The sequence below is a fragment of the Hanstruepera ponticola genome (assembly GCF_002940745.1).
GTDB classification, from domain to species: Bacteria; Bacteroidota; Bacteroidia; order Flavobacteriales; family Flavobacteriaceae; genus Hanstruepera; species Hanstruepera ponticola.
In genome coordinates, this window is the sequence record NZ_POTB01000001.1 from 754813 (window position 1) to 771117 (window position 16305).

12 protein-coding genes are annotated in these 16305 nt (G+C 34.2%); 7 read left to right on the forward strand and 5 right to left on the reverse strand.

Going from position 1 to position 16305, the window contains the following annotated elements; all coding sequences use genetic code 11:
* Positions 1-3 precede the first annotated feature (3 nt).
* The 3 genes from C1S72_RS03355 (at position 4) to C1S72_RS03365 (ending at position 5433) form a co-directional block, all read left to right on the forward strand.
* Entirely contained in the window at positions 4-1071 is a 1068-nt protein-coding gene (locus tag C1S72_RS03355) for a DUF3810 domain-containing protein (protein ID WP_104734252.1), read from the forward strand.
* 80 nt (positions 1072-1151) lie between these two features.
* Positions 1152-4124 carry an amidohydrolase family protein gene (locus tag C1S72_RS03360; RefSeq protein ID WP_104734253.1) on the forward strand — a complete coding sequence of 991 codons (2973 nt, stop codon included), beginning with the start codon at positions 1152-1154 and terminating at the stop codon, positions 4122-4124.
* Positions 4125-4179: 55 nt separating this feature from the next.
* Entirely contained in the window at positions 4180-5433 is a 1254-nt protein-coding gene (locus C1S72_RS03365; protein WP_230401569.1) for an amidohydrolase family protein, read from the forward strand.
* A 38-nt stretch (positions 5434-5471) separates the two neighbouring features.
* On the opposite strand, the gene C1S72_RS03370 is transcribed toward C1S72_RS03365, so the two are convergent.
* Both C1S72_RS03370 and C1S72_RS03375 read right to left on the reverse strand, forming a co-directional pair.
* The gene (locus C1S72_RS03370; protein WP_104734255.1) at positions 5472-8414 is read right to left on the reverse strand and encodes a T9SS type A sorting domain-containing protein; all 2943 of its coding nucleotides are present in this window, start codon (positions 8412-8414) and stop codon (positions 5472-5474) included.
* Positions 8415-8513: 99 nt separating this feature from the next.
* The gene (locus tag C1S72_RS03375) at positions 8514-10649 is read right to left on the reverse strand and encodes a T9SS type A sorting domain-containing protein (protein WP_104734256.1); all 2136 of its coding nucleotides are present in this window, start codon (positions 10647-10649) and stop codon (positions 8514-8516) included.
* A 32-nt stretch (positions 10650-10681) separates the two neighbouring features.
* On the opposite strand from C1S72_RS03375, the gene C1S72_RS03380 reads away from it, so the two are divergent.
* Positions 10682-11482, forward strand: coding sequence for a TrmH family RNA methyltransferase (locus tag C1S72_RS03380; protein ID WP_104734257.1), 801 nt, complete (start codon positions 10682-10684; stop codon positions 11480-11482).
* Positions 11483-11487: 5 nt separating this feature from the next.
* Positions 11488-12720 (forward strand): M48 family metallopeptidase, encoded by a 1233-nt coding sequence (locus C1S72_RS03385; protein WP_104734258.1) that lies wholly within the window; start codon positions 11488-11490, stop codon positions 12718-12720.
* A gap of 12 nt (positions 12721-12732) precedes the next feature.
* Here C1S72_RS03385 and C1S72_RS03390 read toward each other — a convergent pair whose 3' ends face one another.
* Complete coding sequence (locus tag C1S72_RS03390; RefSeq protein ID WP_104735770.1) at positions 12733-13377, reverse strand: sterol desaturase family protein; 645 nt, start codon at positions 13375-13377, stop codon at positions 12733-12735.
* Positions 13378-13490: 113 nt separating this feature from the next.
* On the opposite strand from C1S72_RS03390, the gene C1S72_RS03395 reads away from it, so the two are divergent.
* Positions 13491-13727: a hypothetical protein gene (locus tag C1S72_RS03395; protein WP_104734259.1), complete on the forward strand. Its 237-nt coding sequence runs from the start codon at positions 13491-13493 to the stop codon at positions 13725-13727.
* A 2-nt stretch (positions 13728-13729) separates the two neighbouring features.
* Positions 13730-14044 carry a DUF3784 domain-containing protein gene (locus C1S72_RS03400; RefSeq protein WP_104734260.1) on the forward strand — a complete coding sequence of 105 codons (315 nt, stop codon included), beginning with the start codon at positions 13730-13732 and terminating at the stop codon, positions 14042-14044.
* On the opposite strand, the gene guaB is transcribed toward C1S72_RS03400, so the two are convergent.
* The gene (gene guaB, locus C1S72_RS03405) at positions 14041-15513 is read right to left on the reverse strand and encodes an IMP dehydrogenase (protein ID WP_104734261.1); all 1473 of its coding nucleotides are present in this window, start codon (positions 15511-15513) and stop codon (positions 14041-14043) included. The two genes, C1S72_RS03400 and guaB, sit on opposite strands and share 4 nt — an antisense overlap.
* Positions 15514-15586: 73 nt before the next feature.
* Positions 15587-16294: an Insecticidal toxin complex protein gene (locus tag C1S72_RS03410; protein ID WP_104734262.1), complete on the reverse strand. Its 708-nt coding sequence runs from the start codon at positions 16292-16294 to the stop codon at positions 15587-15589.
* Positions 16295-16305: the final 11 nt, after the last annotated feature.

Here is a 16305-nt window from a genome sequence, read left to right on the forward strand (position 1 = left end):
ATCATGCGAAGAAACCCAAAACTTTATTTAGCGCTTGCTTTAATTCCGCAACTCATTATAATTAAAATTCTAACCTACTTTCCAGAATTTATTGAAACGTATTATAGTAATGGATTGTATCAATGGATTTCAAAATTATCACGTTATATTTTTGGCTGGCTTCCATTTTCATTTGGAGACATTTTTTACGCACTAGCTATTATTTATGTTGTAAGATGGCTCATAAAAAATAGGTGGCGTTTTGTTAAAGATTTAAAAGGCTGGATAATTGATGTCTTTTCTGCTGTATCTGTTATTTATTTTGCCTTTCATGTATTGTGGGCTTTAAATTATTACAGACAACCGCTTCATGAAAATTTGGGTTTACAAGCAAATTACAGCACCCAAGAATTGCTTATGGTTACTAAAAAACTTATTGATAAGTCCAATGAGTTACATACATCCATTTCCAAAAATGATAGTCTCAAAATTGAATTACCCTATTCCAAAAACGATATTTTAGATTTATCTCCAAAAGGTTATCAAAATCTACAAAATGATTATCCACATCTAGCTTACTCACCTCCTAGCCTAAAAAAATCCTTGTTTAGTTTACCTTTAACATATATGGGATTTAGCGGTTATTTGAATCCATTAACCAACGAAGCCCATATTGACAAGCTGATTCCAACTTACAAGTTTCCAACAACAGTTTCACATGAAATTGCACATCAGTTAGGTTATGCTGCTGAAAACGAAGCTAATTTTATTGGTGCACTTGCAGCCATATCTCATGACGATATTTACTTTAAATATAGTGGCTATACGTTTGCGTTGAGGCATTGTTTATTTGAAGTTTACAAAAGAGACCAAGATTTATATTTTGAATTAGTTGAAACTATTAACAAAGGCATTATAAAAAACTATCAAGAAGTTCAGCTATTCTGGGATTCCTACCAAAACCCATTAGAACCCTTTTTCAAAAAAACCTATGACAGCTACCTTATTGCAAATAATCAAAAAGATGGTATGCAAAGCTATAGTTATGTCGTTGCTTTGCTTGTGAATTATTTAAATCAACCAGCTCCCTAAATGTTAAAAATAGGGTCTTATAGTTTTTATAGACTCGTGATTGCCTATCTTTAGACTTCAAAATTTCTAACCAATATTTTATGATTAAAAAAATTCTATTTCCTGTTCTGGTTTTGTGCTTTTATTTCGTTTCCGCACAAGACTATGTTCCTAAAAACGATGGCGTAAAAGCTGAAAATACTAATTATGTAGCATTTACTAATGCAACTATACATACCACACCTTCAGAGGTCATTAATAACGGAACACTTCTAATTAAAGACGGCAAAGTGGTTTCTTCTGGAACAAATATTAGCATTCCAAAAAATGCTGTTGTTCATGACTTATCAGGCAAGCATATTTACCCATCATTTATTGATGTTTACTCTGATTTTGGGGTTAAAAAACCACAACGTTCTGAACGTTCCAATGCTCCTCAATACGATGCTTCTCGAGAAGGGTACTATTGGAATGACCATATCAGGCCTGAACAAAACGCAATAGAGCATTATAATTTTGACTCAAAAGCCGCTAAAGAATTACGTGAAGCAGGTTTTGGAGTTGTTAACACCCATATTGCTGATGGTATCATTAGAGGTTCGGGAAGTCTAATTGCTTTAGCACCAAATACTAATGATGCTGAACGTATTCTAGATGACAGATCTGGACAATATTATTCAACACGTAAAAGTGTTACCTCTAACCAAGCCTATCCCACATCATTAATGGGTACTATAGCTTTACTCAAACAAGTAAATTACGATGCAGATTGGTATGGAAAAGGATTGTCAAAAGTAACAGATCGCTCTTTAGAAGCTTTCAATAACAACAAGTCATTAGTGCAATTCATAGAAGCAGGCAATAAAATGAATGCTTTACGATTTGATAAAGTTGGCGATGAATTCAACACACAGTATGTTATTATTGGAGGTGGTGATGAATATGAAATGATAAATAACATAAAAGCAACAAATGCCACATTTGTTATTCCAATAAACTTCCCAGATGCTTACGACATGGAAGATCCGTTTTTAGCTCAAGCTGTTGGCTTATCTGAATTACGCGAATGGAATCAACGCCCAACAAACCCAAAAGTCTTAAATGAAAACGGTGTAACATTTGCATTAACACTGCACGATTTAAAAGCTCCTAAAGAATTTAAAGAGAAACTTCAAAAAGCTATTGAATATGGTTTTGACGAAATAGCTGCATTAGAATCACTAACGACTATTCCTGCTAAAACACTTGGTAAAGAAGCTAGTTTAGGGCAATTAAAAGCTGGCTATTATGCCAATTTTCTAATTACGTCAGGAAATATTTTTGATAAAGAAACTACCTTATACGAAAACTGGGTGATAGGTGATAGACATGAAATTACTCCAATGAATGCAGTAGATTTACGCGGTGATTACGATGTTAATGTTGCTGGACAGAAATACCAGGTTTCTATTTCTGGTGATGTCAATAAGCCAAAATCAAAAGTCAAAACAGACAGTCAAGAATTAGGCTCTAGTATTTCGATGACTGATGATTGGATGACTCTAATTTTCTCAAGCATTGATACCACGAAACAAGATTTTGTGCGTTTAACTTCTAAAATAAAATCAACAGAAAACTTTAATGGTGTAGCCATTTTACCAAACGGTAACGAGACCACTTTTTATGCTACCAAAAAAGTTAATGAAGACACTTCTGAAGATAAAAATTCTGACATAGAAAAAGAGAAAGACCATCCAAAAGTATTCCCAGTAACCTATCCAAATGAAGCCTATGGCTTTACTGAAAAACCAAAGCAAGAAACTATTCTATTTAAAAATGCAACGGTCTGGACCAATGAATCAGAAGGTATTTTAGAACAAACCGACATCTTAATTAAGGATGGAAAAATTGCGAAAATAGGGCAAAACTTAAGCGCTGGTAATGCTAAAGTAATTGATGCTACTGGCAAACATGTAACCTCTGGAATTATTGACGAACATTCACATATAGCAACAGCAGCTGTAAACGAAGCAGGGCACAATTCTACTGCCGAAGTTAGTATTGAAGATGTTGTTGATTCTGAAGATATCAATATTTATAGAAATTTGGCTGGTGGTGTGACTTCCATCCAAATATTACATGGTTCTGCAAACCCAATTGGTGGACGTTCAGCAATCATTAAATTAAAATGGGGTGAATCACCAGATAATTTAATTTATAACAATTCACCAAAATTTATAAAGTTTGCATTAGGCGAAAATGTAAAACAATCCAATTGGGGAGACAACGTACGTTCTCGTTTTCCTCAAACAAGAATGGGTGTCGAGCAAATGTTCACAGATTATTTCACCAGAGCTAAAGCTTATGATGCTGCCAAAAAAAGTGGCAAACCATATCGTAAAGATTTAGAAATGGAAGTCATATCTGAAATTTTAAACAAAGAGCGTTTTGTCTCTTGTCATTCATACGTTCAAAGTGAAATTAATATGCTTATGAAAGTAGCTGAAAGATTTGACTTTAACATCAATACGTTTACACATATTTTAGAAGGCTATAAAGTAGCTGATAAAATGAAAGAACACGGTGTTGGCGGTTCTACATTTAGTGACTGGTGGGCTTATAAATTTGAAGTGAACGATGCTATTCCACAAAATGCAGCAATTATGCACAATCAAGGAGTTGTAACCGCAATAAATAGTGACGACAGAGAAATGTCTAGACGCTTGAATCAAGAAGCAGCAAAATCAATTAAATATGGTGGCATCAGTGAAGAAGAAGCTTGGAAATTTGTAACACTCAATCCTGCAAAACTATTACATATAGACAATCACGTAGGTAGTATAAAGGTAGGTAAAGATGCTGATATAGTTTTATGGAGTGATAATCCATTATCTATTTATGCCAAAGCTGAAAAAACACTTATTGATGGCACGGTTTATTTTGACATGGAGCGCGATGAACAAATGAGAGCATCCATGAAACGTGAAAAAAATGAACTCACAACCATGATGCTCCAAGCCAAAAACAAAGGTTTAAAAACAAAGCCTATTGAAAAGAAAATAGATAAAGAATTTCATTGCGAAACTATAAATTAGAAAGATGAACATGAGAAAACTATATATATTAATTGCTTGCTTTTTAATAACAAATATGAGTCAAGCACAACAGACACCAGCTCCCAAACAATCAAAAACAAAAGCTATTGTTGGAGCAACAGCGCATATTGGAGATGGTAATGTTATTGAAAACAGTGTCATTATTTTTGAAAATGGTAAAATCCAAACGGTAGCAGATGGATCTACTATAAGAATAGACAGAACTAAAACTGATATCATCAATGCTCAAGGCAAACATGTATATCCAGGTTTTATTGTTCCAAATTCTACTTTGGGTTTGGTAGAGATTGATGCCGTACGTGCCACGCAAGACAGTGATGAAGTTGGGCAAATGAATCCAAATATAAGAAGCTTAATTGCCTATAATGCCGAATCTAAAATTGTTGAATCCATGAGACCAAGTGGTGTACTTTTAGGTCAAATAAAGCCAGAAGGCGGTCGTATATCTGGTACCTCATCCATTGTACAATTTGATGCATGGAACTGGGAAGATGCAGCACTAAAAGTTGATGATGGTGTTCACTTAAACTGGCCTAGCCCCTATTCTAGAGGTCGTTGGTGGTTAGGCGAGCCAAATGTATTAAAGCCTAATGAAAATTATAACAATCAAATTACAGAACTCACTGACTTTTTTGCTGCTTCAAAAGCGTATTTAGAAGGTGATAGAAAAACTAAAAATCTCCAATATGAAGGATTAAAGGGTGTTTTAGATGGTAGTCAAAAACTGTTTATAAATGTTAATGATGAAAAAGGTATAACTGATGCTGTTGAATTTGCTAAAGAAAACAAATTGAATATTGTAATTGTTGGAGGTTATCATGCTTACAAGGTTGCTAATTTGTTAAAACAAAATAATATTCCTGTGATATTAAATGGTGTTCACAGCTTACCTAACAGTGATGATGATGATTATGATCTTCCCTTTAAAGCTGCTAAGCTATTAGTTGACCAAGGTGTATTGGTTGGTTTACAATCTGAAAGCCGAAATGAACGTATTAACACACGAAATATTCCATTTTATGCAGGAACCTGCGTGGCTTATGGTTTAGACAAAGAAGAAGCCTTAAAACTTTTAACATCTAACACAGCCAAAATATTAGGTATCGACGATTTTTGTGGTACTCTTGAAGTCGGGAAAGACGCTACTTTATTTATTAGTGAAGGAGACGCTTTGGATATGCGAACCAACATCTTGACAAAAGCATTTATTCAAGGTCGTGATATCAGTTTGGAAACGCATCAAACAGAACTGGCAAAACGATACTCCGATAAATACAAAAATGAATAATAAAAAAGCCTCAATTAAATTGAGGCTTTTTTATGTTATTAATTTATAATAAGCTTTTTTATCTCCTGAAATTCATCGTTATAAAACTTAATAACATACAAACCAGTAGATAAGTTAGAAACGTCTATTTGGAAATTTATTGTGTCAGTTTTATACAATTCATCCGAAATCAATTTTCCTTGAATATCATAAATCGCCACCGACAGCTGACTCCCTATTTGACCATTCAGATTGACATTTAATACATTATTTGTAGGGTTTGGATAGATTGAAAATTGTGAACTATCAAATTCTGTTACTGATAGATTATTGACAAATTCTGTTTCAAAAGTGTTCGTAGTAATAGCCGGATTAAAATCAAAATAGATATCTGCAGTATTTGGTATAATATCGCCTACTGCAAAACCAGAATTTGGTTTCACTTTGAATAACACAAAACCATTACTTCCTGCCTCATCTTCGCTTTCGGGTGGCAAATTAACATTACTAAATTGCCATACCAGTTCATTATCTATCCTAGTCAAAGTATATTCATGGCTGGCTGACAGCATTTTAAAGGTAGATACATCCAATTGAGAATCCAGTACATCCTCTATTCGAATATTAAGGGCATCAGCATTACCTAAATTCTGAAACCTGATGGTATAAAATAAATAATCGGATTCTGTGAAATCATCAATAAGAATTTTGCCGCCATGAGATTCCGCTTTATCGTTTGGATCATAGGAATTAACAACCTCTTCGGTTAAAGTAAAGGAATTATTGCTTAAATCTAAATCTGTTTCATTATAAACGACTGTGTGCGTTAACACATCTCCAAGATTTAAAGTTGTTGGAACATTGAGTCTAATTTGTACAATCTCTTGCTCATTAGCTGGTAAATCATTAAAATCTAATATAAACCCACTTGCGGTAGTAGTAACTGTATCGTCATTATTAACATAATAAATACCTTCTAAAGTAAGTGAATTATCATAGGTAACTTCAACAGAGCCAGAAATAGTAATATCGCTGTTATTCTCAATAAATAAATTAACTCTGTCTACAAGTCCTGGCCTTGGCGGAATGGCATTTGATAAAAAAACACCAATATCATAACAACCACTTATTTCTGTTATGGGAAAATCCACTGATTCTGTATTCCCAAACAGAACATTTACATCTTCAACCAAATTAAGAGTTTGGTTCAAACAAGTCTCATATTCTTCATATAATGCGAATCCAATATCATAGGTATTGTTTTCATCAAAATTGGGTATAATAAAAGTGCCTGTTGAAGATGTGACATTGTTGACAACACCATTGTTATTGACTTCATAAGTAAATACACCATGACTAAATAAAGATTCATTGTTATCGAATATGGTATCTTCATCATTATCCAAAAAGGCATTCACCCGAATAATGCCCACAGAATCCGAGCAGTAAACATCAAAGTCAATAGGACTGGCACAACAATCACTTCCAGATTCGCAACTTACGGAACCATTTGACACAATAGCCACTTTTATTCTTCCTGTAGTTGAATTAATCACTAAATCTGTTAAATCGCCACCATTATTCCCTGAATACAATAGATTATTAGTAAAATCATCAAATACTTGAATCTCATCACAACAAACTTCCAAACTTCCTGAATTAAATATTACTGTTAATGGCGACCCATCCTCACTTGAAAAAACAAACTCGGTTGTATCATTATCTGAATAACAATAAGTAACATAAGCAGGTTCACCACATGAAACTGGGCAATACGCAACTTCAAGACTTAAATCCGTAATTTCAAAGCATCCAGAATTAATATTCTCTACTCGAGCATAAATGGTTTGTTGATAGGGCAAAACGTTAAAATAATCTGTCGATATCTCATTAGTTTCAGATTCTGCATCTACCAAAGACTCATAATAAGTTATGGAGAATTCATTTGGGTCTAAACCATTTAGAATATCTGAATTAGCTTCATTCAAATCAAACTGCGCCAATCCATCGTCGGTATTTAAATAGTCGCAAGCTGTTAATGTATTTCCTGTACCTAAAACTATATCAACGTAAATAGTTATTGTTTCTGTTGCAGTCTCAGTATCGTTCGTACTTACATTATAATACTCTAGCACGGCTGTATAATTGGTAGTTGTTTCAGGGCAAACATTTATAGTAGCCTCATTACTTAGTAATACATTATTATTATCATACCAAGCATACATATTATTGTTGGCAGGACCATCTGGATTAAATCGCCATGCTTCATTTTGTGCTGTCCAAACACCTGTATTTCGCCCAGGAGGCACATATGCTATTGTCCCAGCATTATTTTGAACACCTATAACAGCATTGCCACCATTCCAAGTTTGACACACAGGTTTATCTTGTATGTAAACATCAACAAAATTGGTTGTCTCATATAACACTATCATTTGGGTTGTTTTTAAATCATTACAACTAAAATGTGCTACATTAAACATACTAACTACAAAAGCTCTAAATGGCGCTACCCCTATTACCTCCCATCCAAACTCGTGGGTTCCATTACTGGCAGCAGGGTCAATATCATGACATGCACCAAAAATATTACCTTCACTCAATGTTGGATTGGTATTATTTGGCAGAGATTCCGAAAAAGCCCATCCGTTTCCAGTATTGGCATTCGATACATCAAACGATAAAACGCCATTTGTACCTATTACTAGTTGATTATAGTTAGCACCAAAAAAATTAAAATCGAACGGTAGATTAACAACACCACTCCATAAATCATCGGTATTTAAAAATAACTGATTTACTAATCCGTTAAAAGTTGTAGGCGGATTATATGGAATACTTTCCACCTCATAACTTGTTGTTTCACTATTTTGAGTGAAATTTATAGTTAAATCAGAACAGTTTGTATCACAATCTGTTACCTGATCAATAATACTATTTGTCTGTGAGTAACTATTAAAAAATACAATAAAGAAGAGCGTTAAGGGTAAAAGATTTTTCATAAAGATTGGTTAATGATTATTAGCGTATATGTAATAGATACAAAAAAGCTCAAAAGGTTGCGTGAAAAAATACACAAATTATAAATTACATGTTTTCAATTAATCAATAATGAGCTTTTTTATCTCCTGAAATTCATCATTGTAAAACTTGATAACATACAAACCAGTAGATAAGTTAGAAACGTCTACTTGGAAATTTATTGTGTCAGTTTTATACAATTCATCCGCAATCAATTTTCCTTGAATATCATAAATCGCCACCGACAGGTGACTGCCTATTTGATTGCTCATTTTCACATTCAGGAAATCATTTGCCGGGTTAGGATAGATTGAAAATTGTGAACTATCAAATTCTGTTATTGATAGATTATTAACAAATTCTGTTTCAAAAGTGTTGGTTGTAATAGCCGGATTAAAATCAAAATAGATATCCGCATAATTAGGAATGACATCACCTAAAGCATAACCAGCCATAGGTTTGATTTTAAAATACACATAGCCATGACTGTTGGGTTCGTCCATACTTTCGCTTGGCAAATCAATGTCGTCAAATTGCCATGTCAAGTTATTATCTGTACGTGTTAATACATAATCGTGACTGGCATGCAGCATTTTAAATGTCGAGGCATCCAATTGGGAATCCAAGACATCTTCAATACGGATATCTATAGCTTCGGCAGTTCCCAAGTTTTGAAATCGGATGGTATAGTATAGGTAATCACTGCTGGTAAAATCATCCAACACAATTTCAGGACCATGGGATTCCATCTTATCATTTGGGTCATAAGAGTTAACCACTGCTCTTGTTAATATAGATTCATTGTTATCTAAATCAAGATCGCTGACGCTATACACAGCAGAATTGGTCACAATATCTCCTAAATTTGCGGTTGTTGGAACATCAAGAATAATGGTTACAGTTTCAGAATTTCCTGATTGTAAATCATTAAAATTTAAAATAAAGCCACTGGTCGTATTCGTAATTGAATTTCCTGTATCAACATCTACAACTTCAATAAGTGACAAAATATCATCATGAGTAAACTCCACGGAGCCTGAAATTGGATTTAAACCCAAATTCTCAACAATCAGTGTATTGTTATATTCTACTCCTGGCCTAGGAGAAGCACCGGTTAAATAGATCGATATATCATCACAATCAGAAATTGGTACTAAAGGGAATTCTGCATAAACCCTTTCTCCATTAGTAGCTGTTAGATTTTCTATCAAATTTATAGTTTGTGTAAAACAAACATTATAATTGTCATACAAAGTAAAACCAATATCGTAACTGTCTCCTTCCTCAACAATGGATAATAAAAAATTTCCAGAGTTGGTATAGGCATAACGCGTTATACCATCATCGTTTAATTCATAGGTAAACTCGCCACCATTAAAACTGACTTCGGAAGCATCAAAAATAGAATTGGCATTTTCATCAATAAAAGCAGTCACTTCAACAAGTCCAATAACATCACTACAATCCGCAGTGAATAGTTCAATAGTTGAATCTCCACAAGCTCCAGATGTTGTATACTGCACTGAATATGTAAAACCTGGCGTAATTCCAGTCACTTCTCCTGTAATTGGATCAATTACAGCACCATCTGGTGGTTCTGGATTAAAACTAAATGTCCCTCCTGGAGTACCTGTAATAGTAGCAAAAGCACCTCCTTCACAATCTGGTGTCATAAAGAAACTAGGGTCATCCCAAAACAACACGGTAAATGTTTCACTTGTAGAACTTCCACAAGTCGCAGTGATTTCGTAAACTACAGTTAATGTTTGTCCAGGTGAAGCTCCTCCAACAGTTCCTGTAACCGGGTCAACCCAAGCACCATCACCTGGATCTGGATCCAAATAAAATGTCCCTCCAGGATCACCCAATAAAGTTACTGTTCCCCCATCACAAGTTGGTGTCACTATAAAGTCTGTAAAAGCCGAAAGCAATACCGTAACGCATTCTGTACTAGAAACCGTTGAGGTTCCCGAAATTGTATAAGTAACACAATAGGTTGCCCCAGATGTTCCATCCGTAATGGTTCCTGTGTCAGGATGAATTGAAGCGCCATCGCCTGGTTCAGGATCCAATGAAAAAACACCTCCAGGATCACCAGTTATGGTTGCTATGGCACCATCACAAGTTGGAGTCATATAAAACGAAGCATCTTGAGCGTAAGAAAAAATATATAATGCGGGAAGTATTAAAAAATAAAAAAGTAATTTTGATTTCATTTTTAGACAATTAGTATTTAAAGATAGTCATAATGACTTATAAATCAATAAAAAGCACACAAAACCCATTTATCAAAGACCTTTTTCAGCTTAAGGAGAAATCACGTTCAAGAAAAAAATCTGGTCAATTTTTAATTGAGGGTGTTCGGGAAATAACGCTTGCCATAAAAGGCGGTTATGATATATCGTACATTCTATTTCTACCAGAATTAATATCGGAGCAAACTGTAACGGAACTAACTAAACAATCCATAGAGCTTATTGAAATTTCAAAAGAGGTCTATCAAAAATTAGCACATCGCGATACAACCGAAGGTATTTTGGCAGTTACCAAATCCAAAGAACATAGTATCAACAATCTAAAATTGACCTCAAAAAACCCATTAATACTCGTTGCTGAAGCACCCGAAAAACCAGGTAACATAGGTGCATTATTGCGTACGGCTGATGCTGCCAATCTAGATGCCGTAATTATCGCTAATCCTAAAACCGATTTATACAACCCCAATATCATACGCTCCAGTGTTGGTTGTTTATTTACCAATCAAATAGCCACTGGAACCACTTCTGAAATCATTCAGTTTTTGAAAAAAAATAATATCCATATTTACTGTGCTGCTTTACAGGCCTCAAAAGATTATCATATTCAAGATTATTCAAAATCTACTGCTATTGTCGTAGGAACAGAAGCGACCGGATTAAGCGACGAATGGCTTCAGGAATCTACCCAAAATATTATCATTCCCATGCAAGGAGAAATAGACTCCATGAATGTGTCAGTTGCGGCAGGAATTCTTATTTTTGAAGCCAAAAGACAACGCGATTTTAAATAATTATCATGACAGTAAACACCCTATTCTGGATCATTATTGCAATAATCCTCATTAATTTTATTATTGATAAAATTTTTGATGCCCTGAATGCCAAACACTTTAATGACGACTTGCCTGACGTTATCAATGATGTTTATGATGAAGACGAATACAATAAATCACAAGCATATAAACAAACAAATTACAAATTCGGGATTTTAACCTCAACATTTTCGTTGGTTTTAACATTAGTGTTTTTATTCCTTGATGGCTTTGAATATGTGGATAACCTCGCCAGAAGTTATTCAGACAATCCTATAATTATTGCTTTGATTTTCTTTGGTATTATCATGATTGGTAGTGATATAATAACGACTCCTTTTTCCTATTACAAAACCTTTGTAATTGAAGAACAATTTGGGTTTAATAAAACCACAAAAAAGACGTTTGTCCTAGACAAGATAAAAGGTTGGATTATGTTAGCTGTTTTAGGAGGTAGTATTTTAGCACTTATTATTTGGTTCTATCAAGCTACTGGAGACAACTTTTGGTTATATGCTTGGGCCGTTGTTACTGTATTTACTGTAATTATGAATATGTTTTATGCTAAACTTATTGTACCGCTATTTAATAAACAAACGCCATTAGAAGCTGGCGCTTTAAGAGATAAAATTTCATCTTACGCAAAAACAGTTGGTTTTAAATTAGATAAGATTTTTGTGATTGATGGCTCAAAACGAAGCACCAAAGCAAATGCTTATTTTTCTGGGTTTGGCAGTGAAAAAAGGGTAACACTATATGATACCCTAATCAATGATTTGGAAGATGAGGAAATAGTTGCTGTTCTAGCGCATGAAGTTGGGCACTATAAAAAGAAGCATATCATTTTTAACCTTGTAACTTCAATACTTCTGACTGGTTTGACCTTATATATCCTATCAATCTTTATTTCTAATCCGCTTTTATCTAACGCATTGGGTGTTGAAATTCCAAGTTTCCATATAGGACTTATTGCTTTTGGACTACTGTATTCGCCCATTTCAGAAATTACAGGACTAATCATGAATTGGTTTTCAAGAAAGTTTGAGTATCAAGCCGATAATTATGCCAAAGAAACTTACAAAGCTGAACCGCTAATAACGTCGCTCAAAAAGCTCTCAAAAAATAGCTTGAGTAACTTAACACCTCATCCAGTTTATGTGTTTATGCATTATTCGCATCCAACACTTTTGGATAGAATTAGAAACTTAAAATCTTAAAAACAATAAAGGTTACTTTTTACGCTTGGCCTTTGGTGGCATTGTACCAAATACTTTGTCCCAAAAGGTATTAGAAACACCAAACGCTTTATCTGGATATTGATAATGATGTAAACTATGATGATGCCATAAATGCTTAAATCGTTTAGGTGGCTTCATTATGTGGGTTGCTCTATGCACAAATGAATACATTAGATAACCTACAAAGAACCCTGGGAAAAAGCCATAGACTAATTGTGTGTAACCTGTTATCCAAAAAATGATAAAGAAAAAAACAAATAAGATTGACGCTAGTATTAATCCAGGTACAGGAGGCATTAATAAACGCTCCTCATCTTTAGGGAAATGATGATGAGACCCATGCATAATAAAATGAAAACGTTGTGACCACTTGGCTTCAGTGACCCAATGAAATACATAACGATGTAAAACATATTCCGCAAAAGTCCAAAAAAATAAGCCTATAACAAATAGTCCAGCAAACTGCAATACACTTAAGCCCATAACTTCAATCGCAATATAGCCTAAAACTAAATTAGTTATGCCATATACTATGATATTGGATACAGGGTCTGTTTTTGTCAAACGCTCTAAAAAGGGATTTTTAAAAATCTGCGCTTGACCTGTTTGAAATTCTGTTGTGACTCGTGGCTTCATAATTACAAAATTAACTTGTGTAAATAATAACACAAAATTACCTAATTTTGAATAAAAAATTGAATTCCTTTTAAAATTCCTCAAATTTAGACTTAACAAAATCGAATTATTGCATGAGACAATTAAAATTAATTTGGGATTTCAGAGGACCAGATGCCCTAAAAACGGCTGAACACCATGAAATTCATTTAAAAGATTATATTAAAACTGAACAGTTACAGACAGATATAACTGGATTTCAATCTATATCCAATATACATGCAATTGCTTATATGGTTGTACCAGAAAATATTATGAAACCCATTCGTGATACCTTAAAACCACATCGTGGCCAACTATATCAAGAATAAATATGATACTAACAGCCTTAATTTTTATAGTTCTAGGAGTTTTAATAAAGCATGGCAAATTTTATAATCTCATTGCTGGTTACAATACCATGTCCAAAGAAGAAAAAGCCAAATATAATATTGTAAAAATAGCTACACTATTCAGAAATGTCATGTTCTACATGGCCATTATTACCATACTAGGTAATCTACTATCTAAATATTATAAAAATGACAAAATTGGCCTGTACGCTATTATTCTAGCAACAATAACTGGTTTGCCTTACCTTTTAATAAAGTCGAATTCAAATGCTTATAAAAAGAAAGACACTGATTAACGTGAATAATTAGGTGATTCTTTAGTAATGGTCACATCATGTGGATGACTTTCATTAATACCAGAAGCAGTAATCTTTACAAATTGTCCAGTCTCCTTTAATGTTTCTATGTCTTTAGCACCGCAGTAACCCATTCCTGCTCTTAAGCCCCCAACAAACTGATGAATACTTTCGTTTAATTCACCTTTATAAGGTACACGACCAACAATTCCCTCTGGGACTAATTTCTTAATGTCATCTTCGACATCTTGAAAATAGCGGTCTTTACTACCTTGCTTCATAGCTTCTACCGAACCCATACCGCGATAGGACTTAAATTTACGTCCTTCATAAATTATTGTTTCACCTGGTGACTCTTTGGTACCAGCTAACAAAGAACCTAACATTACACAGTCTGCTCCTGCTGCAATAGCTTTAGGAATATCGCCTGTATAGCGAATACCACCATCTGCAATTACTGGAACACCTGAACCTTTAATGGCCGCAGCTACTTCCAAAACAGCCGAAAACTGCGGAAATCCGACACCTGCAACAACACGTGTTGTACAAATAGAACCAGGACCAATACCAACTTTCACGGCATCTGCTCCCGCTTCAACTAAATATTTAGCAGCAGCAGCTGTTGCTATATTACCAACAATGACATCTAAATTTGGAAACTTAGACTTGACATCTTTCAATACATTTACCACACCTTTAGTATGACCATGAGCTGTGTCAATTATAATAGCATCAACACCTGCATTTACCAAAGCTTCAGCACGATCAACGGCATCGCCTGTAACACCAATAGCAGCAGCAACACGCAATCTACCATAAGAATCTTTATTGGCATTTGGCTTTTGTGTTAACTTCGTAATATCTCTAAATGTTATTAATCCAATAAGTTTAAAGTTTTCGTCAACTACAGGTAATTTTTCAATTTTATTTTCTTGAAGAATATCTTCGGCATCCATCAAAGATGTTCCTTTACCTGCTGTCACCAAATTTTCAGAGGTCATAACCTCCACTATTGGACGATTATTGTTTTTCTCAAAACGCAAATCACGATTAGTCACAATACCTTTTAAAACACCATTATCATCAACAATGGGGATACCACCAATACTATGTTCCGCCATGTTTTCTTTAGCATCACGAACAATCGCAGTTAAAGGAAGTGTCACTGGATCGATAATCATACCGCTTTCTGCACGTTTAACCTTTCTAACTTTTGATGCCTGCTCCTCAATAGTCATATTCTTATGCAACACACCTATACCGCCTTCTTGTGCCATGGCAATAGCCATTTTACTTTCGGTAACGGTATCCATAGCTGCTGAAACTATAGGTACATTAATGGTAATGTTTTTAGTGAATTTTGTTTGAATACTGACTTCGCGTGGTAAAACTTCTGAAAAAGCTGGGACAAGAAGAACGTCGTCATAAGTTAAACCTTCTCCGACAATTTTGTTTTGATGTGCAATCATGATGCAATTACGATTATAATTGCATGCAAATATACAACTTAAAATAGGAATAACGTTTTTAGCAAGCGTTAATTTATTGGTAATGCTTTTTACAATAAGTTCTTAATTTGTTTAGAGCGTATTCGTAGCGCATTTCAGCACTCTTAATATCACCTTCAAAGCGAATAGCATTTGGCACCAAAAGTGCATAAAACCCCTTCCCTTTTGCCATTTTTGTTATCGTTTTTAAGGTTTCATTATCCACATCAGAATAAATTTCTGACAGCCACAAGTATTGTTCTTTATGTAAAAACATTTTATCCCATTCTAAAGCATTCTGCCCTTTTAAATTGTTGTTTGAATTTACCAATCTAGCAATTAGTTCAAAGGCATTATTAAAAACAGCCTCACTGCCTTGATAAGCATAATCTTGTACGCTCTTTTTTGTGAAAACATTAAACGGAAACGCTTTGGTTAATCGCAACTTTTTTGAGATATAATGTGCCATTTTTGGCCAAACAACCTCACTGTTTTTTTCTTCTAAACAATGATATAGCCATTCGTAGAAATCACGCCTTTGAACTATTGTAGTATATTCAAAGGGCTGTTGGTTATTCAAATTATAAATATTGGCCTCATGCCAAACTTGAGTATGACGCTTCCTGTCCGATTTCAACCAATCGGATGCCGTTAATTCTTTTAAACCAGTTTGTTTTTGAAAATCATTTAAAGATTTATATTCTTTGGAATAGCAAAGATTAGAAATATTTAAAGCTACAATAAGAATTAAAACGTACCTCATGTTTATTTATG